General features: G+C 70.7%; 19 protein-coding genes. 13 read left to right on the forward strand and 6 right to left on the reverse strand.

Going from position 1 to position 20627, the window contains the following annotated elements:
* From EV292_RS11105 to EV292_RS11115, 3 genes are all read right to left on the reverse strand, one after another.
* Complete coding sequence (locus EV292_RS11105; RefSeq protein ID WP_132909260.1) at window positions 1-1176, reverse strand: HlyD family secretion protein; 1176 nt, start codon at window positions 1174-1176, stop codon at window positions 1-3.
* Window positions 1177-1417: 241 nt separating this feature from the next.
* Window positions 1418-2362, reverse strand: coding sequence for a family 43 glycosylhydrolase (locus EV292_RS11110; RefSeq protein WP_243693715.1), 945 nt, complete (start codon window positions 2360-2362; stop codon window positions 1418-1420).
* Window positions 2359-3504 (reverse strand): endo-1,4-beta-xylanase, encoded by a 1146-nt coding sequence (locus tag EV292_RS11115; RefSeq protein WP_132909261.1) that lies wholly within the window; start codon window positions 3502-3504, stop codon window positions 2359-2361. The genes EV292_RS11110 and EV292_RS11115 overlap by 4 nt, the downstream gene beginning before the upstream one ends.
* Before the next feature lie 182 nt (window positions 3505-3686).
* Between EV292_RS11115 and EV292_RS11120 the strand changes: the two genes are divergently transcribed.
* Together EV292_RS11120 and EV292_RS11125 are read left to right on the forward strand one after the other, a co-directional pair.
* Window positions 3687-6410, forward strand: coding sequence for a TonB-dependent receptor (locus tag EV292_RS11120; RefSeq protein WP_132909262.1), 2724 nt, complete (start codon window positions 3687-3689; stop codon window positions 6408-6410).
* 87 nt (window positions 6411-6497) lie between these two features.
* Window positions 6498-7247 (forward strand): FadR/GntR family transcriptional regulator, encoded by a 750-nt coding sequence (locus EV292_RS11125; RefSeq protein ID WP_132909263.1) that lies wholly within the window; start codon window positions 6498-6500, stop codon window positions 7245-7247.
* Window positions 7248-7252: 5 nt separating this feature from the next.
* On the opposite strand, the gene EV292_RS11130 is transcribed toward EV292_RS11125, so the two are convergent.
* Window positions 7253-7789, reverse strand: coding sequence for a molybdenum cofactor guanylyltransferase (locus tag EV292_RS11130; RefSeq protein ID WP_132909264.1), 537 nt, complete (start codon window positions 7787-7789; stop codon window positions 7253-7255).
* A 239-nt stretch (window positions 7790-8028) separates the two neighbouring features.
* Between EV292_RS11130 and EV292_RS11135 the strand changes: the two genes are divergently transcribed.
* Window positions 8029-9138, forward strand: a complete 1110-nt coding sequence (locus EV292_RS11135) for a M23 family metallopeptidase (RefSeq protein WP_132909265.1) — start codon at window positions 8029-8031, stop codon at window positions 9136-9138.
* A gap of 2 nt (window positions 9139-9140) precedes the next feature.
* Window positions 9141-9623 carry a polymer-forming cytoskeletal protein gene (locus tag EV292_RS11140; RefSeq protein WP_243693716.1) on the forward strand — a complete coding sequence of 161 codons (483 nt, stop codon included), beginning with the start codon at window positions 9141-9143 and terminating at the stop codon, window positions 9621-9623.
* A gap of 54 nt (window positions 9624-9677) precedes the next feature.
* On the opposite strand, the gene purB is transcribed toward EV292_RS11140, so the two are convergent.
* Entirely contained in the window at window positions 9678-10994 is a 1317-nt protein-coding gene (gene purB, locus EV292_RS11145; RefSeq protein WP_132909266.1) for an adenylosuccinate lyase, read from the reverse strand.
* 102 nt (window positions 10995-11096) lie between these two features.
* Window positions 11097-11786, reverse strand: coding sequence for a DNA repair protein RadC (radC, locus tag EV292_RS11150; RefSeq protein WP_132909267.1), 690 nt, complete (start codon window positions 11784-11786; stop codon window positions 11097-11099).
* 98 nt (window positions 11787-11884) lie between these two features.
* Between radC and EV292_RS11155 the strand changes: the two genes are divergently transcribed.
* From EV292_RS11155 to EV292_RS11195, 9 genes are all read left to right on the forward strand, one after another.
* Window positions 11885-14983 carry a YdbH domain-containing protein gene (locus tag EV292_RS11155; RefSeq protein WP_243693717.1) on the forward strand — a complete coding sequence of 1033 codons (3099 nt, stop codon included), beginning with the start codon at window positions 11885-11887 and terminating at the stop codon, window positions 14981-14983.
* Window positions 14984-14991: 8 nt separating this feature from the next.
* Entirely contained in the window at window positions 14992-15180 is a 189-nt protein-coding gene (locus EV292_RS11160; protein ID WP_132909268.1) for a YnbE family lipoprotein, read from the forward strand.
* An 11-nt stretch (window positions 15181-15191) separates the two neighbouring features.
* Entirely contained in the window at window positions 15192-15566 is a 375-nt protein-coding gene (locus EV292_RS11165; RefSeq protein WP_243693718.1) for a YdbL family protein, read from the forward strand.
* 162 nt (window positions 15567-15728) lie between these two features.
* Entirely contained in the window at window positions 15729-16061 is a 333-nt protein-coding gene (locus EV292_RS11170) for an AtpZ/AtpI family protein (protein WP_132909436.1), read from the forward strand.
* A 28-nt stretch (window positions 16062-16089) separates the two neighbouring features.
* Window positions 16090-16878, forward strand: a complete 789-nt coding sequence (locus EV292_RS11175; protein ID WP_132909269.1) for a F0F1 ATP synthase subunit A — start codon at window positions 16090-16092, stop codon at window positions 16876-16878.
* A 41-nt stretch (window positions 16879-16919) separates the two neighbouring features.
* Window positions 16920-17147 carry a F0F1 ATP synthase subunit C gene (locus EV292_RS11180; protein WP_019515901.1) on the forward strand — a complete coding sequence of 76 codons (228 nt, stop codon included), beginning with the start codon at window positions 16920-16922 and terminating at the stop codon, window positions 17145-17147.
* Window positions 17148-17210: 63 nt separating this feature from the next.
* Window positions 17211-17705: an ATPase gene (locus tag EV292_RS11185; RefSeq protein WP_132909270.1), complete on the forward strand. Its 495-nt coding sequence runs from the start codon at window positions 17211-17213 to the stop codon at window positions 17703-17705.
* Window positions 17698-18315 (forward strand): hypothetical protein, encoded by a 618-nt coding sequence (locus EV292_RS11190; RefSeq protein ID WP_132909271.1) that lies wholly within the window; start codon window positions 17698-17700, stop codon window positions 18313-18315. Before EV292_RS11185 ends, EV292_RS11190 begins: the two co-directional genes overlap by 8 nt.
* A 377-nt stretch (window positions 18316-18692) precedes the next feature.
* Window positions 18693-20510 (forward strand): DUF885 domain-containing protein, encoded by a 1818-nt coding sequence (locus EV292_RS11195; RefSeq protein WP_132909272.1) that lies wholly within the window; start codon window positions 18693-18695, stop codon window positions 20508-20510.
* The last annotated feature ends 117 nt before the right edge of the window (window positions 20511-20627 follow it).

A 20627-nucleotide genomic window follows, 5' to 3' on the forward strand; every position in this document is an offset into this window, starting at 1 on the left:
TCAGCGCTCCCGCTGGTTGAGCTGCTGCTGGCGATCGCGCAGCCGGTCGATCTCGTCCTTGGCCGAGATCGTGTCGACCGTCGCGGTCACCGACAGGCCGGGGACGAGCAGGCGCCGCACCTCGGGGGTGGCCTCCAGCTCGATCCGCACCGGCACGCGCTGCGTGATCTTGGTGAAATTGCCCGTCGCATTCTGCGGCGGCAGCAGCGAGAATTGCGCGCCCGTGCCCGGCGAGAAGCTGGCGACGCGGCCCTTGAGCGTGATGCCGTCGAGCGCGTCGACCTTGATCTCGACCGGCTGGCCCGGCCGCATCAGCGCGAGCTGCGTCTCCTTGAAATTGGCGGTGACGTAGAGCCGATCGAGCGGCACCAGCGACATGAGGCGCGTGCCGGTCTGCGCATATTGACCCACTTCCACCGTCTTGTCGCCGACGCGGCCGTTGATCGCGGCGCGGATCAGCGTGGCCCCGACGTTGACATTGGCCGAGGCGAGCTGCGCGCGCGCCGCCTGCGCCTGTGCCAGGCCCTGGCGGATCTGGGTCTCGTAGGACGCGACGCGGCGGCGCTGCATCTCCACCGCGGCCGCCTGGGCGCGCGCCTGGTCGGCGGACTGGCGCGCGGCGAGCTCGAGCGAGGCGAGCTGCTCGCGACTCTCCGCACCCGACGCGGCGAGCGGGCGGTAGCGCGCCACCTCGGCGGCGTCGTGCGCGGCGCGCGCCTGCGCCGCGGTGAGCTGCGCGCGCGCCTGATCGATCGCGGCATATTGCTCGCGGACCTGCGCGCGCGCGCTATCGGCCTGCGCGTTGGCGACCGCGATCTGCGCGTCCGCCTGCGCGGCCTGGGCGCGCGAGTCGCGCGGGTCGATGCGGACGAGCGGCTGGCCGACGCGGACGTCCTGATTGTCCTGCACGAACACCTCGGCGACATAGCCGGCGACGCGCGGCGCGACGACGACCATGTCGGCGCGCACCTGGGCGTCGTTGGTGTCCTGCAGATATTTCCCGTGGCTCTCGTAGCGCAGGTACCAGATCGCGATCCCCGCCAGCGCGCCGAGCGCGAGCGCGATCAGGATGATCTTGGCGCGCCCGCTCAGCTTGCGCTTGGCGGGGGCGGTCTCGTCGGTGCTTCGGGCTTCCTCTCCAGGCGTGTCGTTCGCGTGCGCAGCCTGTTCAGCCATGTCATGTCGTCCAGCAGCAGCCGGCCGCCCGCGGGTGGATCCCGGGGACGGCCGACGAGTCGTTGTAACCGGACAATATGTCCGGTTAGTGGATTTGACAAGGGGCGGCGCGGTGGCAGCGCTCATTATGGGTAGGGAAGACAGTATCGATCGCGGGCGCCGAGGACGCACGGCGAGCGTTAGGTCTGTGGCACGGGCTCCTGCTTCCGCAGGAGCACGGTTCCATCGGGTGGGGCAGATCCTAGGGCGTCATGACGATCGGCGCGATCGCGCCGTCGGGCAGGTAGCGGATCGTCTCGATCGCCACCTGGCGCTGGCCGCGATAGGGACCGTCGCCGCTGACCGACTGCCAGCGATGATAGGCGATCTTCCACGCGCCATCCGCGGGATCGCGGAAGAAACTGTGATGTCCCGGCCCCTTGTAGCGCGCGTCGCTGGCGAGCAGCCGCCCGCGATAGGTCCATGGCCCCGACATCCCGGGCGCGGTGGCGTAATGGACCGAATAGTCGCCGCGATTCCACCGGCCGTGGCTGTAGGACAGGTAATAGACGCCGTCGCGCACGTGGACATAGGCGCCCTCGGTGAAATGCGGCGGCTGCGCGATCGGCAGCTCGCGCGCGATCGTCACCCGGTCGGCGCCGAGCTGGAACATCCGCAGCCGCGCGCCCGCGCTGCCGCCCGCGAGCAGGTAGACGCGGCCGTCGCGCGGATCGGCGAAGATCGCGGGATCGATCGCCTCGAAGCCGTCGCCGCCGGTCAGCAGCGGGCGGCCCGAGTCGGTGAACGGTCCGTCCGGGCGCATCGCGGTGGCGACGCCGATCCGGCTCGGGGTCGGGTTCTGCGGCCCGATCGAATAATAGAGATAATAGCGCCCGTCCGCCGCCAGCATGTCCGGCGCCCACAGAAAATGCCGCGGCGCGCCGTCGGCGACCCAGGCGATGTCGCGCAGCGCGATGAGCGGCGGCCCCGCACGCCACTGCCCGTCGGTGCGCTTCCAGCCGCGCAGGCTGTCGCCGTCGCCGGTGGGCAGCAGCCGCACCGTGCCGCGGTCGACGAGCACCCCCGGATCGGCCCCCGCGAACAGCGGGTTGGTCGCGGGGGCGGGGTCGGCCGCGATGGCGCCGCCCAGCGGCAGCGTGCCGGCGAGCAGCAGCGCGCCGAGCCGCGGCAGGGCCGGGCGCCTCACGGCCGCGGCGCGCCGTTCGCCTCGCGCGTCAGCCGCTTGATCAGATCCACTTCGGCGGCGCGATAGGGCGTGCCGTCGCCGCGCAGCACCTCGTGGAACCACACGGTCGGCTCCTCATAGGTATAGGGTTTCTTCCAACTGTCCCACGGCATGCGCGTCTGGGTCTTGCCGTCGACGAAGCCCCAGTTGAACATCGCGACCTTGAGCTTCTTGCCGAGCGGCAGCGAGCCGTCGAAGGTCGAACCGTTGCCGCGCGCCATATATTCGCTGCACAGCACGGGGCGGCCGTAGCTCGCCATCTGGCGCGCGCGCTTCTCCCATTGCTCGGGCCAGTTATAATCGTGGAAGCTCATCACGTCGGACTGGGCGACCTGGATCTTCTCCACCGCGTCGAGCGTGTCCTGCCGGTCCCAGCTCTCGCCGATCCACAGCCCGCTGGTGAGCGGCTGGCTCGGGTCGACGCTGCGCGCCCAGTCGAACACCTGGCCGAGCAGCCCCGCGACCAGCTCGGTCTTGCGCGGGGTCGGCTTGTAATTGCCGCCGCCCGAATTGTTGGGCTCGTTCCACACGTCCCAGGCGACGACGCGCTTGTCCTGCGCGAAGCTGCCGACGACGTCCTTCACATAGGCCTCGAACTTGCCATATTGGCTGGCATCCGCGAGCCGGGCCGCGCCCGGCGCCTGCATCCAGCCCGAATTGTGGACGCCAGGGATCGGCGGGCGCTGTGGGCCATCCACGGGATCGGGGTCCCAGCAGCTGTCGAACAGCACGAACATGATGCGGATATGATGCCGATCGGCGATGTCGAGCAGCTGCGTCATCCGCTGCTTCAGCCCGGCGGCGTCCTTCTCCCACAGCATGTTGTGGAGATAGACGCGCATCACGTTCATCCCCATCGCCTGCGCCCAGCCCAGCTCCTGGTCGATCTGCTGCGGGTTGAACGTGTCCGCCTGCCACATCTCGAACTGGTTGATCGCCGACCGATTGGTGTAATTGGCGCCGACCATCCACGGCTGCTTGTCGTACCAGCGGTTCGCCTCGGCCTTGCTCCACATCGCGCGCGCGTCCGCGGGCAGCGCGCCGGCGAGCGCGATCGTGGTGCCCAGCGCGGCGACGCCGGCGAGCAGCGGGTGGCGGGTCATCTCATCTCCTCCGTCTCTTCTCTGTTCTCGGTCGCCTTCGTGCGGCATGCCGGCGCGACCGGCCGTAGCTCCGGGCCCGGCCGGTGAAAAGGCGTATAATAATATCAAAGGGTTGCCCGCAAGTCCGCGCGGGCATAAGGACGGCGCCCGCGCCGGAGTAAGGGCGCGACAGGGAGAGAGAGATGCGAGTGAAGGTGGGGATGCTCCAGTCGGCGTCCGTGGTGGCGAGTGCGCTGGCGCTGGCGCAGCCGGCGCTCGCACAGGAGAGCGCGCCGGCCGCCCCCCCGGCCCAGGCGCCGCAGGAGCAGGTCGCCGGCGCCGATCCCTCGGCGGGCGAGGATATCGTCGTCACCGGCCTGCGCCGCAGCGTCGCCAGCGCGCAGGCGATCAAGCGCAACGCCGATCAGGTGGTGGACGCGATCGTCGCCGAGGACATCGGCAAGCTGCCCGACGTCACCGCCTCCGCGGCGCTGGCGCGGGTCACCGGCGTGCAGGTCAATCGCGGGGCGGGCGAGGCGGCACAGGTGCAGATCCGCGGCCTCACCGACATTTCCACCACCTACAACGGCCGCGAGATCTTCACCGCGGAGAATCGCTTCGTCGCGGTGCAGGACTTCCCCGCGGGCGGGGTCGCCGCGCTCGAGGTCTACAAATCGTCGACCGCGGATCTGATCGAGGGCGGGATCGGCGGCCAGGTCAACGTCCGCTCGCGGCGGCCGTTCGATTTCGACGGCTTCGAGCTGTCCGGCGCGATCAACGGACTGGTGTATGAGCAGAGCTCGCAGCCCGACTGGAACGGCAGCCTGCTCATCAGCGACCGGTTCGACACCGGCATCGGCGAGATGGGGCTGTTGCTCAACGCGTCGATGACCAACATCAACTTCCTCGACGCGACGCGCGAGAACGACCGGTTCACCGACGAATCCACCCCGGGCGGCTTCGTCCGGCCGAACGGGCAGGGGATCTTCTACGGCAGCGGCGACCGCTGGCGCCCCTCGGTCAACGCCGCGTTCCAGTGGCAGGCGACGCCCGAGCTCCAGGTCTATGTCGACGGACTGTTCCAGGGCTATCGCGCGCGCGACCGCAACCATTGGCTGTTCGCGCCGACCTTCGGCAACAGCGTCTACAGCGACGTGGTGTTGCGCGACAATGGCTCGGCCAAGAGCTTCACCGTCACCGGCGCGACCCGCCCCGACGGCTATGACGCGTTCAACGACGCGCGCACCGACACCTATCAGATCGCGGGCGGGGTCAATTGGAAGGGCGAGCGGTTCAAGCTGACCGCCGATGTCGCCTACACCGACAGCACCTACACCGAGCGCAACGCCAACATCGACTATGCCTTCGCCTCGTCGCCCGCACGTCGAGTCGATTTCGACGTCGACCGCGGCCAGGGCGGGGGTGTCTTCGAGTTCCTCGACTTCGATCCCGCCAACCCGGCCAATTACGTCTTCCGCGGTCTGTTCGACCGCAATTACCGCGCCGAGGGGAGCGACGTGCAGGGCCGCGTCGACGCCGAGTGGGAGACCGGGCTGAGCTGGCTGCCGCGGCTGCAGTTCGGCCTGCGCTACAACGATCGCGACGCCAGCCGCCAGAACGGCCAGCGCTACCAGGCGCTGGAGGAGCGCGGCATCCTCTACGCCGATCTGCCGGTGCAGCTCGCGCCGATCCGCCGCGGCTTCCGCTACGACGACCTCCAGCGCCAGACGGTGTTCCCCGGCGCGACGTGGAACAGCGTGTTCGACAATGTCGACGCGCTGCGCTCGATCGCCGGTTTCCCCACCGGCACGCCGCCGTTCAACGAGCTGGAGGCGTTCAGCGCGAACGAGACCGCGCTGGCCACCTATGCGCAGGCCAAATATGCGGTCGACGTCGGCTTCCCGATCGACGGCACGGTCGGCCTGCGCGTGATCCGCACGCGCACCACCGTCAACGGCAACTCGCGCGACAGCTCGACCGGCTCCGACGTGTTCACGCCGGTGTCGCGCCAGAACGAATATGTCGATTACCTGCCCAATGCGAGCGCACGGCTGGGCTTTACCGACCAGCTCCAGCTCCGGCTCGCCTTCACCCAGACGCGCACGCGTCCGGGCTTCGATCAGCTCAACCCGTCGCGTACCTTCTCGCCCTTCCCGGGCGTGTGCGTGCCGACCCCGACGATCCCCGATTCCGGCCCGGACAATCCGAACTGCATCCAGGACGTCAACGGCGGCAATCCCAATCTGAAGCCGCTGCGATCGAACAATTACGACGCGTCGCTCGAATATTATTTCTCCTCGACCGGCTCGGTGACGCTTGGCGCGTTCCGCCGCGACACCAGCAACTTCATCTTCCGCACGACGGTCGATCAGGTGAACCCGGGCGCGCCCGACGTGCGGACCAACCTGCCGGTCAACGGCGGCGACGGGCGGATCCAGGGGATCGAGGCGTCCTTCACCAGCTTCCTCGACATCGCGTCGCTGCCCGATTGGGCCAAGGGCTTCGGGGTGCAGGCCAATTACACGTATCTCGACGGCAAGACGGAATTGTCGCCCGACCTGCGCGAGCGGCTGCCCGGCCTGCGTCCGGTGCCCGGCCTGTCCAAACACGCCTATAATCTCGTCGCCTTCTACGAGAAGCCGGTGTTCGCGGCGCGGCTGGCGTACAATTGGCGCTCGGACTTCGTGGTCGAGTATCAGGACATCCAGGGCTTTCTCTCGCCATTGTACCAGGATTCGCTCGGCACGCTCGACTTCACCGCGTCGGTCACCCCGACCAAGAACGTCACCGTGGTGTTCGACATGCTCAACATGCTGGCCCAGCCGATCAAGACCTATCGCTCGTACAATGCGGCGGGTGACAGCTATCGCTTCCAGACGCGGTATTTGGAGCGGGTCTATTCGCTCGGGCTGCGGTTCCGTTTCTGAGCAAGTCGGATGACGGATTAATCTTCTCGATGAACGCGGGGCGGGCTAGGACTGTCGTCTCGGACGCGTCTCACGTCCGCCCCATCGATGACGAGGTTCCCCGTGCAGCATGAACTCGGCCGCAACCTGACCTACGGCCTGCAGGACGTGCTCGGGCGCGCGATCGTCGTGGGCGACTATACCGACCGCCCTTTTCCCAACGAGGCGGAGATCGTCAAGGCGCATGGCGTGAGCCGCTCGGTCACGCGCGAGGCGGTGAAGATGCTCGCCGCCAAGGGCCTGCTCGGCGCGCGGCCCAAGCAGGGAACGTTCGTCCGCCCGCAGGACGCGTGGAACCTGTTCGATCCCGACGTGCTGCGCTGGCTGCTCGAGCGCAAGCTGTCGATCGATCTGCTGCGCCAGTTCAACGAGTTGCGCATCGCGATGGAGCCCGAGGGCGCGGCGCTGGCGGCACAGCGCGCGACGCCCGAGCAGCAGGCCGCGATCAGCGCGGGGCTCGAGCGGATGCGCGCCGCCGAGCGCGGCGAGGACGACACGCTCGACGCGGACATCGCCTTTCACGTCGCGGTGCTGCGCGCCTCGAACAATCCTTTCTTCACGCGGTTGCGCGACATCGTCACCACCGCGCTGCGCACCTCGATCCGCTTCACCAACCGTATCTCGGGCCGGTCGGCGAGCATCGCGGAACATACGGCGGTGCGTGACGCGATCCTCGCGGGAGACGCCGAGGCGGCGCGCGCGGCGATGCGCGTCCTGATCGTCAACGTGCTGACGCTGATCAACCAGGTCGAGGCGCGCGAGCAGGTCGACGAGGTCGGCGCACCCGCGGCGCGGTAGCGCTGCTAGGCGCGCGCCGCGGCGAGCCGGCGGAGGTCGTCGGGCGTGTTGACGTTGGCGAGCACCAGGCCTGGGCAGAGCGCGACCACGCCCGCACCCGCCGCCCAGTGCCGGATCGCGCGCGGTCCATCCGAGTCGAGGTGCGCGAGCAGGACGGGCGCGAGCCGCGTCGGCCAATAGCCCACCGTCGGTGCCTCGGCGGCATGCGCCGCACCCGCCGCGCGGAGCGCCGCGACGAGGTCGGGCGGCAGGAAGGGGGTGTCACACGCGGTCGTCAGCACCGCGTCATGTCCCGCCGCCGCGGCATAGGCGAGCGCGCCCGCGATGCCGCCCAGCGGCCCGAGCCCGGCGCGCGGCAGATCGGGGATCGTCGCCACCGGCGCGTCGGCGCGGCCCACCACCACCACCGTCGCGACGAAGGGGGCCAGGCTCGCCACCGCGTGGTCGAGCAGGGCGCTGCCCGCGAGACGCGCGAGCGCCTTGTCGCTGCCGAAGCGCTGCGATCGTCCGCCCGCGAGGACGGCCCCGAGAATCGTACCCATCGCGCCATAGTCGCGCGTTCCTCGGCGCGAGAAAAGAGTGTGTGGTCCGTCAACTATATCGATCGATCCGACCAATGCAGGCGCAGATCAGCGCTCCTGATCATCAAGATCGCTTCGCCGTCATGCAAGCTGTCGGCGCGGTGCTGGCCCGTTTTGGGGAGATCATCGCCCGCGGCATTGCCGCTGGTGGTGCCGTGTTGTTACTCGCCGATGCGGTGACAACGGCGGGCGGCGGATCATTGTCGAGGAATAGCTCGTGGCAGGCGGTGGCGGCCTGGTCGCGCCAGACCTTCGTGGACCGCGAGCTGTTCCTCCGCAGCGACGGGCGGGTCCGCTTCATCCGCGTGTCACGCCGCACCCAGCTGCGCGCGGTGGCGGCGGGCGCGCTGGTGCTGCTGGTCTGGGCGGGGGGCACGCTCACCGCGATCGTGGTGAGCCTGCGTTCGTCGGACCCCCTGCCGTCGCGAGTCATGCCCGCCACGCCGGTCCTCGCCGCCGCGCCGCTGCCGCCGCCCGGACACGCGCCCACACCACGCGCTGCACCGGCGGCGAGCCCGGCGCACACCGCGATGATTCGCGAGCTGCTGCGGCGCCAGCGGCTGATCGAGCAGCTCGTCACCTCGCGGCTGGGGCAGCCGGTGGCGCGTCCGTCGCTCGGCCGACCGGTCGCGGCGGATGACGACACGTTGGGCGCGCTCGATGCCGGGCAGCAGGCGCTCGCGCGCGGGCTGGCGCAGGCGTTCGACGCGGATCGCGCGCGGCGCGGCGCCGCGCTGCGCCGGCTCGGGCTCGATGCCGAGGCGCTGGCCGCGCGCGGCCGACGCGCGCAGGGCGGGCCGCTGATCCCCTGGCCCGACGACGGCACCGCCGCGCCCGCGGCGCTGGAGCGGCTCGCCGCGGCGGTGGCGCATTGGACCGCGGTGGGCGATGGCGCCGCGACGGTGCCCTCGGGTCGTCCGACGCGCGAGTCGAGCCGCACCAGCGGCTTCGGCGTGCGCAGCGATCCGTTCAGCGGGCGCCCGACCTTCCATGCCGGGCTCGACTTCCGCGGTCGCTACGGCGAGCCGATCTTCGCCGCCGCGGCGGGACGCGTCAGCTTCGTCGGCGAGCGCAGCGGCTATGGCCGGCTCGTCGAGATCGATCACGGCAACGGCATCGCCTCGCGCTACGGCCATCTGTCCGCCGCCGAGGTGACGCTGGGCCAGCATGTCGAGCGCGGGCAGACGGTCGCGCGGATGGGATCGACCGGGCGGTCGACCGGCACCCACGTCCATTTCGAGGTGCGGTTGCACGGCACCGCGGTCGATCCGCAGCCCTTTCTCACCTTCGGCGACACCAGAGGAAAATGATCATGTCGATGTTCGGCAGCCGCCACTCGCCCCCGCCGCCTCCGCCCGCGCGGCCGCCCGTCCTGGTGCCGCCGCCAGCGACCGGGGCCAAACACACGCCCTTCTCGCTGATCGGCGGCGACGTGGCGGTCACCGGCAATCTCAGCGCCACCGTCGACATCCATATCGATGGCCGGATCGACGGCGATCTCACCTGCGCGACGCTGGTGCAGGGGGCGGAGAGCGTGATCCGCGGCAACATCGTCGCCAAGGCGGCGCGCATCGCGGGGCAGGTCGAGGGCACCATCACCGCGGACAATCTGGTGATCGAGCGTAGCGCGCGGATCTTCGGCGACTGTCGCTACGGCACGCTGGCGGTCGACAATGGCGCGCAGGTGGAGGGACGCTTCTCCGCGCAGAGCACGATCGTCATGCCCGCCGAACTCGACGCGCCCGAGGAGGATTATGTCGACGTGGTGGAGGAGGAGGAGCCGTATCTCCGCTGACCCGACCGGCAACAGGGGTGGCCCGGTGGACTCGATCCGCCGTGCCGCCCGGTGTCAGGCCGCGCCGAAGACCCGCGCGAAGATCGTGTCGACGTGCTTGAGGTGATAGCCGAGGTCGAATTTGTCGTCGATCTCGGCGGGTGACAGCGCCGCGGTGACCTCCCCATCCGCCTTGAGCAGCTCCTGGAGCGACAGCGCGCCGTCCGATTCCCACACGCGCATCGCGTTGCGCTGCACCAGCCGATAGGCGTCCTCGCGGCTCACCCCCGCCTGCGTCAGCGCGAGCAGCACGCGCTGCGAGTGGACCAGCCCGCCCATGCGGTCGAGGTTCTTCTGCATCCGCTCGGGATAGACCAGCAGCTTGTCGATCACGCCGGTCAGCCGCGCCAGCGCGAAGTCGAGCGTGATCGTCGCGTCCGGCCCGATGTAGCGCTCCACCGACGAGTGCGAGATGTCGCGCTCGTGCCAGAGCGCGACATTCTCCAGCGCCGGCGTGACATAGCCGCGCACCATCCGCGCCAGCCCGGTGAGGTTCTCGGTCAGCACCGGGTTGCGCTTGTGCGGCATCGCCGACGAGCCCTTCTGGCCGGGCGAGAAATATTCCTCCGCCTCGAGCACCTCGGTGCGCTGGAGGTGGCGCACCTCGGTGGCGACTCGCTCGATCGAGCCCGCGATCACGCCCAGCGTCGCGAAGAACATGGCGTGCCGGTCGCGCGGTATCACCTGGGTCGACACCGGCTCGACCGCGAGGCCGAGCGCGGCGGCGACATGCTCCTCCACGCGCGGGTCGACGTTGGCGAAGGTGCCGACCGCGCCCGAGATCGCGCAGGTGGCGATGTCCGCGCGCGCCGCGATCAGCCGGGTCTTGCAGCGGTCGAACTCGGCATAGGCCTGCGCCAGCTTGAGCCCGAAGGTGACCGGCTCGGCGTGGATGCCGTGGCTGCGCCCGATCGTCGGCGTCAGCTTATGCTCGCGCGCGCGGCGCTCGATCACCTCCAGCAGCCGGTCGAGATCGGCGAGCAGCAGGTCGGCGGCGCGGGCGAGCTGCACCGCCAGCGTGGTGTCGAGCACGTCGGACGAGGTCATGCCCTGGTGCATGAAGCGGGCTTCGTCGCCGACCTGCTCCGCCACCCAGGTGAGGAAGGCGATCACGTCGTGCTTGGTCACCGCCTCGATCGCGTCGATCGCGGCGACGTCGATCGCGGGCCTGGTCGCCCACCACGCCCAGAGCGCGTCCGCCGCGCTCTGCGGCACGACGCCGAGTTCGGCCAGCTTCTCGGTGGCATGCGCCTCGATCTCGAACCAGATCGCGTAGCGCGCCTCGGGCGTCCAGATCGCGGTCATCTCGGGGCGGGAATAGCGGGGGATCATGCGCGCGGTCCTGGAGCGAGGCGGGAAGATGCGCGGGCGGGTAGCAGCGTGCGGCGTGGGGGGCAAATGGCGCCGGCCGCGGCCGCGGCGTGACGCCGCGACTCAGATCAGCCCCTGCGCGCGCAGGCTGGTCTGCCCCGCGGCGCCGACGATGACGTGATCGTGTACCGCGATCCCCAGCGGTCGCGCCGCGGCGACGATCGCGCGCGTGATGTCGATGTCGGCACGGCTCGGTGCGGGATCGCCCGAGGGATGGTTGTGGACCAGGATCAGCGCCGCCGCGCCGGTATCGAGCGCGCGCTTGATCACCTCGCGCACGTGCACCGCCGCCTGGTCGATCGTGCCGCGCGCCATCACCTCGTCGCGCACGATCATGTTGCGCGTGTTGAGATGGAGCACGCGGAACCTCTCGATGGTGTCGTGCGCCATATCGGCATGGAGATAGTCCGCCAGCGCCTGCCAGTTCGACAGGATCGGCGCGGCGGTGGCGCGCTCGCGCAGCAGGCGGATCGCGGTGGCACGCGCGATGCGCAGCCCCGCCACGCTGGTCTCGCCCATGCCGGGCACGCGCGCGAGCACCAGCGGATCGGCGTCCATCAACCCGCCCAGCCCGCCGAAGGTGCGCAGCAGCTCCTTGGCGAGCGGTTTGGTATCGACCCGTCGCAGCGTGAGGCCGAGCAGATATTCGACCAGTTCATAGTCGTGCAGCCCGTCGGGGTCGGCGAGCAACCGCGCGCGCAGCCGCCCGCGGTGGCCCTGGACGTCGCTCGCGGCGATCTCTTCGTCGACCATCGCGGGTCGCCTAGGCGAGCGCGCGATCGTGCGCAATTGCGCCCGGCCGGTGCGGCGGCCTATGCTGGCGATCGAATGACGCGCGACGGAGATCCGAGGTGACCAGCGCGCGTCGTCGCGCCCTGATCGCGGTCTCGGGACTGGCGCTCGCCGGGGGCGCGACGCTGTGGCTGTCGCGCGTGCCGATCGCGACTCACGTGATCGATCGCGAGCTGGCGCGACGCGGGGTCGCCGGCCGCTACGCCATCGAGGACCTGGGCTTCGGCCGCCAGCGGCTCACCGGCGTGGTGATCGGCGACCCGCGCGCGCCCGACCTCGTCGCCGACTGGGTCGAGACCGAGACCGACTTCGGTCTTTTCGGCCCGCGGCTGGTCGGCGTGCGCGCGGGGCATGTCCGCCTGTCGGGGCGGCTGGCCGACGGTAAGCTGTCGCTCGGCGCGATCGACCGGCTGCTGCCCGCCGGCTCGGGCGGCGGCTTCGCGCTGCCCGCGATCGACCTCGACGTCGCCGACGCGCGGGTCGCGCTGACAACGCCGCAGGGGAAGGTGGCGCTGCGGCTGAGCGGGCGCGGCCTGCTCGACGACGGGTTCAGCGGTCGTCTGCTCGCCGCCGCGCCGCTGCTCGACGCGGGCGGTTGCGCGCTGCGCGGGCTCGACGCGGGCGTGTCGGTGCGCGTGGTCGAGAAGGCGCCGCGGCTCATCGGACCGGTCCGCGCCACGGCGCTCGACTGCGCGGGCGCGCGGGTGGTCGCGCCAACGGTCACGCTCGACGCCGCGCTGTCGCCCGCGCTCGATCGCTGGCGCGGCAGTGCGCGGCTGCGTGCGGAAGGGGTGACCGCGGCGGCGGGGCGGCTCGACGGGCTGGGTGGGACGGTCAGCTTCGCGGGCGACGCGAGGCGCAGCGGCGGCACGCTCGCCCTCACCGCGGCGCGGCTGCGCGCGGCGGCGGCGAGCGGCGGCGCGACCCGCTTCGAGGGCACGTGGCGGCTCGCCGCGCGCGGCGCGACGGTCGCCGGCCGGCTCGATGCCGCGGCGGTGGCGCTCGCGCCGAGCCAGCGGGCGCGGCTGCGGATCGTGCGCGACGCGACGGTCAGCACGCCGCTGGCCCCGCTCGGCGCCGCGCTCGCGCACGACCTCGACGCCGCGGCGCGGCGGATGCGAGTCACCGCCGATATGGCGCTGGCGAGCGGCGCGACGGCGCTCCTGACGGTCGACCGCGCCGAGATCGTCGCGGCGACCGGCGCGCGCGCGTCGCTCGACGGGGGCGGGATCGTGCTCGGTCATCCCGCGGGGCCGCGACTCGCCGGCCGGCTGACGCTCGGCGGCGGAGGGCTGCCCGCGACGGCGGTGCGGCTGACACAGGCGGCGCCCGGCGCGGCGGTCGGCGGCACCGCGACGATCGCGCGCTACGCCCGCGACGGCGCCACGCTGGACCTCACCCCGCTCTCCTTCTCGCCCACGAGCGACGGCGTTCGGCTCCGCACCAGCGCGACGCTGTCGGGGCCGTTGCCCGGCGGTCGGGTCGAGCGGCTCAGCCTGCCGCTCGACGCGCGGCTCGGCCGCGGCGGTGCGCTGACGCTCGCGCCCGGCTGCGCGCCGCTGCGATTCGATCGTCTCATCGTGTCGAGCCTGGCGCTCGATCGTACCGCGCTGACGCTCTGCCCGCTCGACAACGCGCTGGTCCGCGTGGCGGACGGGCGGGTGAGCGGTGGGGCGCGGATCGAGGACGTGGCGCTGCGTGGCTCACTGGGCGGGACGCCGCTGCGGCTCACCGCCGCCGACGCACGGCTGCGGCTCGCCGACCGCGGCTTCGCGCTGAGCGACGTCGCCGCGCTGATCGGCCCGCCCGGACGCGTGACCCGGATCGACGCCGCGCGTCTCGACGGAACGCTCGGCGGCGCCGGCGTCACGGGGCGCTTCGCCGGGGCGGGCGGCGCGATCGCCAACGTGCCGCTGGTGATGAGCGCGGCGGACGGACGATGGCGGTTCGACGGCGGCGCGCTCGCGCTGGACGGGGCGCTCACCGTCGCCGATCAGGCCACGCCCGCGCGCTTCGAGCCGCTCGCCGCGCGCGACGTCACGCTGACCTTGCGCGACGGTGCCATCGCCGCCGCGGGCACGCTCCACGAGCCGGGGACGGGCACCAAGGTGGCCGACGTCACGATCGATCACCGGCTCGCCGCCGGCACGGGCAGCGCGCATCTCGCGGTGCCGGGGATCACCTTCGGCGACACGCTCCAGCCAGAGAAGCTCACCCGGCTCACCTTCGGCGTGATCGCGGACGTGCGCGGCACCGTCAGTGGCGCGGGCGACATCGCCTGGAGCCCGGACGGCGTGACCAGCACCGGCCGCTTCACCACGCCGGGCACCGATCTCGCCGCCGCCTTCGGCCCGGTCGAGGGCATCGCGGGGACGATCGTCTTCACCGACCTGCTCGCGCTGGCAAGCGCGCCCGACCAGGTCGCGACGGTGCGCTCGATCAACCCCGGCGTGCCCGTGCTCGACGGGCGCATCACCTATCAGACGCTGCCGGACACGCGTGTCCGCGTCGCGCAGGGGCGCTGGCCCTTCGCTGGCGGGACGCTGACGCTGGAGCCGACCCTGCTCGATTTCGGCAACCCGCAGGAGCGCCGGCTCACCTTCCGCGTCGACGGCATGGACGCGGGCAAGTTCCTCCAGCAATTCGACTTCAAGAATCTGAGTGCGACCGGCACGTTCGACGGCGTGCTGCCGATGCTGTTCGACGAGAGCGGCGGGCGGATCGCGGACGGGCGGCTGGTCGCGCGCGCGGGCGGCGGCAGCATCGCCTATCTCGGCGAGCTGACCGAGAAGGACCTCGGCTTCTGGGGCAATCTGGCGTTCCAGTCGCTGCGCTCGCTCACCTATCGCGATCTGGCGGTGGAGATGAACGGGCCACTGGCGGGCGAGATGGTGACGGGCGTGCGCTTCGCCGGGATCCGGCAGGGGCAGGGGGCGAAGAGCAACTTCCTGCTGCGGCGGCTGACGCGGCTACCGATCCGCTTTAACATAACCATCCGCGCGCCGTTCCGCGGCCTCATCGACTCGGCGGCGAGCTTCTACGACCCGCAGCGGCTGGTGAAGCGCAACCTCCAGGCGCTGATCGAGGAACAGAATCGCCGCGCCGGCACCGTTCAGCCTCCCGCAAGCGCCCCCGTGGCAGAACCCAAGAAGGATTGACGAACCCGATGCGCCTCCCGATCTTGACAGCGATGACGACGGCGACGCTGGTGGCGGCCACCGCGGGGTGCGTGAACATCTCCGCGCCCGACAAGCCGATCCAGATCAACCTCAACATCAACGTGACGCAGGAAGTGGTGTATCGCCTCGACAATGAGGCGAAGACCTTGATCCAGCAGAACCCGGGGATTTTCTGAAGGTGATGACGATGAAGGCCTATCTGATGCTCGCCGGTGCGGTGACGCTCGCCGGCCTCTCCACCGCCGCGCTGGCGCAGCGCGATCCCGCTTATGCCGCGGCGCGTTCCGCCGGGCAGGTCGGCGAGCAGCCCGACGGCTATCTCGGCGTGGTCGGCGGCGGCAGCGCCGAGCTGCGCGCGCTGGTGAGCAACATCAACATCCAGCGCAAGGCGGCCTATACGCAGAAGGCGCAGGCGAGCGGCGCGACGGTGGAGCAGCTCGCCTTTACCAGCGGCTGCAACCTGATCGCGCAGACCCAGCCGGGCGAGAAGTACAAGGCGCCCGACGGCAGCTGGCAGACGCGCGGCGCCGGCGCGCCGCAGCGCGATTCGCGCTGCGTGTGACGCGCGATCGCGCCGGGGCGTCGCGCAACCTCCGTTAACCCCGCGTCCACACAGGTTGACACCCCCGGACCCCCCGGCTAACCGGACGGCGCCTTGGCGGGGCTGCTCGCCGCTCGCGCGCATTCTCTCCTGGTCAACGAACTTCAGGGCGAGGGTGGCGGCGTGGCGGAGAACGGCCCCGGACAGGATTTCCACGACGCGGCGGACCCGCGCCTGACTTCGCTCGACGATCGGTTGAGGCAGGCGCGCCGGGACGAGGCGGTTCGCACGGGGGCTGTGCGCGACGGGGGTGATGCGGGCTATGCGCTCGGCAACCGCGTGCTCGCCGCCCTTATCGGAAGTCTCGTCGGCTCGGCGCTGATCGGCTGGCTCCTCGACCGCTGGTTCGGCACGACGCCCTGGGTACTGATCGTGATGCTGTTCCTCGGGATCGGCGTCGCCTTCAGGCAGATCATTCGGTTGACGACCAAGCGTCCGGACGATCCGGGCGCTTGATCTATGTTATAGGCGCAGGGACCAGCACGTGGCGGCAGAAGGCGGCAAGATCGATCCGATGCACCAGTTCCTGATCGAGCCCGTGCTCGGTCAGCGCTGGATCGTGGGCGGCTATGACGTGTCGTTCACCAACTCCGCTTTGTGGATGGTGATCACGCTGGTCGTGCTGTGGCTGTTCATGCTCGGCGGCATGAAGCGCGAGCTCGTGCCCGGCCGCTGGCAGGCCGCGGTCGAGGGCTTCACCGGCTTCGTCCAGAACATGCTGACGTCGAACGTCGGGCCCGAGGGCAAGCGCTTCGTGCCCTATGTCTTCTCGCTCTTCATGTTCATCCTGTTCGCCAACATCCTCGGCCTCATGCCGGTCGGCATCGTGCCGGGCTGGCACCCCTTCACCGTCACCAGCCACCTGACCGTCACCGGCGTGCTGGCGATCATCAGCTTCTCGATCGTGCTGATCGTCGGCTTCGGCCGCCACGGCTTCCACTTCTTCAGCCTGTTCGTGCCGCACGGCACGCCGGCGCTGATGGTGCCGCTGATCTTCGTGGTCGAGCTGATGAGCTTCCTGGTGCGCCCCTTCTCGCTGGGCCTGCGACTGTTCGTCGCGATGACCGCGGGGCACATCCTGCTCAAGGTGCTCGCCGCCTTCGTGATCAACGGCATCAACCTCGGGCCGGGCTATGCGGTGCTGATCACCGTGCCCAGCTTCGTGCTGATGCTGGGGATCACGTTGCTGGAGCTGCTGGTCGCGGCGATCCAGGCCTATGTCTTCGCGCTGCTGACCAGCGTCTATCTCAACGACGCGGTCAACCTGCACTGAGTTTCCTCACCCACCATTGTTTCTGAACGGGAGTTACTGACATGGACGCAAACGCCGCCAAGCTGCTCGGCGCCGGTCTCGCCGCGATCGGCATGGGCATCGCCGCGCTGGGCGTGGGCAACGTGTTCGCCGCCTTCCTCGAGGGCGCGCTGCGCAACCCGGGTGCCGCCGACGGTCAGCAGGGCCGCCTCTTCATCGGCTTCGCGGGCGCCGAGCTGCTCGGCCTGCTCGCCTTCGTGACGATGATCATCCTGGTGTTCGTCGCGTAACCTGACGCCGACGGACCAGCCCCGCCCGACCACCGGGCGGGGCCGCAAGGATAGCGGATCACCATGCCTCAAATCAGTCAGATCGCCGCCACTTACGCTTCGCAGATCTTCTGGCTGCTCATCACCTTCGGCATCCTGTACTTCGGGATCGGCAAGCTGATGGTGCCCAGGGTGCAGGGCGTGATGGACCTGCGTGAATCGAAGATCGCGCAGGATCTCGCGAGCGCGGAGAGCGCGCGCGTCGCGGCCGACACGACCGAGGCGGCGTGGAACGCCGACATGGACGCCGCGCGCGCCGCGGCGCAGGCCGAGGTCGCCGCCGCCAAGGCGCGCGCCGCGGCCGCGACCGAGGCGCAGCTGCGCCACGCCGACGCCGACCTCGCCGAGCGCGTCGCGCACCACGACGTCGCGGTGGCGAACGCCAAGGCGGCGGCTATGGTCAACGTCCAGACGATCGCGACCGAGGCGGCGCAGGAGCTGGTGCAGCGCCTCGCCGGCGTCGCCGTCCCCACCGAGGCCGCCAACGAGGCGGTGCGCAGGCAGCTGAACCATGGCTAACGCCCCCGCCGAACCGACCCAGGGCCCCGCCTCCGAGGGTCTGGAGTCGCACGACCTCGCCAACGGCAGCGGCTATGCCGCCTCGACCGAGCATGGCGGCGCGGGCGACCACGTCGCGCCGACCGCGCTGGGCTTCAACGACACCGGTTGGGTCGGCATCGCCGCGCTGGTGGTGCTGATCGGCATGGTGTTGGTCCGCGTGCCCAAGACGATCGCGGCGATGCTCGACCAGCGCATCGGCGAGATCCGCCGCCAGCTCGACGAGGCCGCGGCGCTGCGCCGCGAGGCCGAGGCGCTGCGCGACGAATATGCCGCGCGCGCGCGCTCGGCCGAGGCGGATGCCGCCAAGATGCGCGAGAACGCGCACCACGAGGCCGCCGAGATCGTCGCCAAGGCCAAGGCCGACACCGAGCAGCTGATGGACCGCCGCGCGCGCATGGCCGAGGACAAGATCGCCGCCGCCGAGCGCGCCGCGATCGCCGAGGTGCGCGCGCGCACCGCCGAGGCCGCCGCCGCCGCCGCCGCCGCGCTGATCGCCGAGCGCCACGGCGCGGAGAGCGACAAGGCGCTGGTCGATCGCGCCATCGCCGGAGTGGGTCGGCTCAACTGAGCGGGTGGGGGCGTCTTGCGCGTCCCTCCGCCGCTAGCGTGCTCCTGCGGACGCCGGAGCGCAGGGCCACGACGAGCATCGCCCGCGATCCCGGGCTCCGGCGTTCGCCAGAGCACAGCGGCGATGGTGCTGACCGAGCGCGTGCCACTGGCTGCGGCCTGAGGGAAGGCGCTCTGTCCGTCCCACGCACCGGCGTCATCCTGAACTTGTTTCAGGATCCACCGTCCCGCGAGTGCCGCGGCAGCTGAGACCGCCGCACCGTGGATGCTGAAACGAGTTCAGCATGACGGAAGGTGGATGGTGCGGGCACGCACTTCGGTGCATCACCGCGCCTCGGCCTCCATGATCCCACACCATTCCACACCCGAGGTGACCTGATGTCGCGCCCGTTCGCCGTCGCCCTGCTGCTCGCGTCCGGCCTCGCCGCGCCGCTGCCGGCGCTCGCCCAGGCGGCCCCCACCGCCGCCGCGCCCGGCGACTCCGCCGAGGACGCCAAGCTCAAGGCGCTGTTCGCCGCGAGCGACGAGGCCTCGCTGAAGCGCAACCCGGTCAACGCGCTGTTCCGCGGCGACCTGCGCTACGCCGACCGGCTCGGCGACCCTTTCTCCGACTCGTACATCGCCGCCGAGCGCGCCGCCGCGCAGAGCGATCTAGCCGCGCTCGCGCGGATCGATCGCGCCAAGCTCACCCGCACCGACCAGATCGCCTATGACGTGTTCCAGCAGCAGAGCTCGGTCAACCTGCGCGGTCTGGCGCCCGATCTCGTCGCGCTCAACATCGTCCGCCCGCTCGACCATTTCTATGGGTTGCAGACCTTCTACCCCGAGCTCGCCTCCGGGCAGGGCGCGGCGCCGTTCAACACCGTCGCCGACTATGACAACAACCTGAAGCGCAACGCGCGCTACGCCGAGCTGCTCGACCAGGCGATCGCGCGCTTCCGCGGGGGCATGCGCGCGCGCATCGTCCAGCCCAAGCTGGTGGTGCGCAACATGATCGCGCAGTTCGACCATCTGCTCGAGGGCGATGCCGCCGCCTCGCCCTTCTACGGCCCGGTCAAGACCTTCCCCGCCGCCATCCCCGCCGCCGAGCAGACGCGGCTGCGCGCGGCCTATGCGCGCCAGATCGCCGAGGTGCTCAATCCCGCGCAGCAGCGGATGCGCGACTTCCTCCAGCGCGACTATCTACCCGCCGCGCGCGAGACCGTCGGCCTCTCGGCGATGCCGGGCGGCGATAAGCTCTACGCCAATCTCATCGAGTCGAACACGACGCTGCCGCTCTCCGCGGAGAAGGTCCACGAACTGGGGCTCAGCGAGGTGGCGCGGATCACGCGCGCGATGGAGGCGCAGAAGACCAAGGTCGGCTTCGCCGGCTCGCTCGCGGACTTCTTCACTTTCCTGCGCGAGGACAAACGCTTCCAGCCCTCGTCGAAGGAGCAGCTGCGACTCGGCTATGAGGCGATCGGGCGGCGCGTCGACGCGCGCGTGCGCGAGCAATTCTCGCTGATCCCGCGCACCGCGCTCGAAATCCGGCCGGTGCCCGCGTTCAAGGAGAAGACCGACGCGGGCGGCTCCTATCAGTCGGGCACGCCCGACGGGTCGCGGCCGGGCGTGTTCTACTACAACACCTACGATCTCCCCGTCCGCTACATGTGGGAGATGGAGACCTTGTACCTGCACGAGGCAGTGCCGGGGCATCACTTCCAAATCAGCCTGGCGCAGGAGAATGAGTCACTCCCGGCCTTCATGCGCTTCGGCGGCAACACCGCTTATGTCGAGGGCTGGGCGCTCTATGCCGAAACCTTGTGGCCGGAGCTGGGCATGGAGACCGACCCCTATCAGCGCATGGGCGGGCTCAACGACGAAATGCTGCGCGCGATGCGGCTGGTGGTGGACACCGGCATCCACACCGAGGGTTGGACGCGCGATCAGGCGATCGCCTACATGCTCTCGCACTCGCCGATGGCGCGCACCGACGCGACCGCCGAGGTGGAGCGCTATATCGCGATCCCCGGGCAGGCGCTGGCGTACAAGATTGGCCAGCTGACGATCTCGCGGCTCAAGGCGGACGCGGAGGCCAAGCTGGGCGACCGCTTCGACGCGCGCGCCTTCCACGCGCAGGTGCTCGACACGGGCGCGCTGCCGATGCCGGTGCTCGAGGCGAAGATCGGCGCCTGGGTGAAGGGCGGGGGGAAGTAGGAAGCCGCGATCCGCTCGCTCCCGCTTCTTCTTCCTCCGTCATCCTGAACTCGTTTCAGGATCCACGGTGCCGCGCACCCAGATGCGGGAGCGTGCGCGGGAGGGTGGATCCTGAAA

Source organism: Sphingomonas sp. BK235, from assembly GCF_004345855.1.
In the GTDB taxonomy this organism is placed as follows: domain Bacteria; phylum Pseudomonadota; class Alphaproteobacteria; order Sphingomonadales; family Sphingomonadaceae; genus Sphingomonas.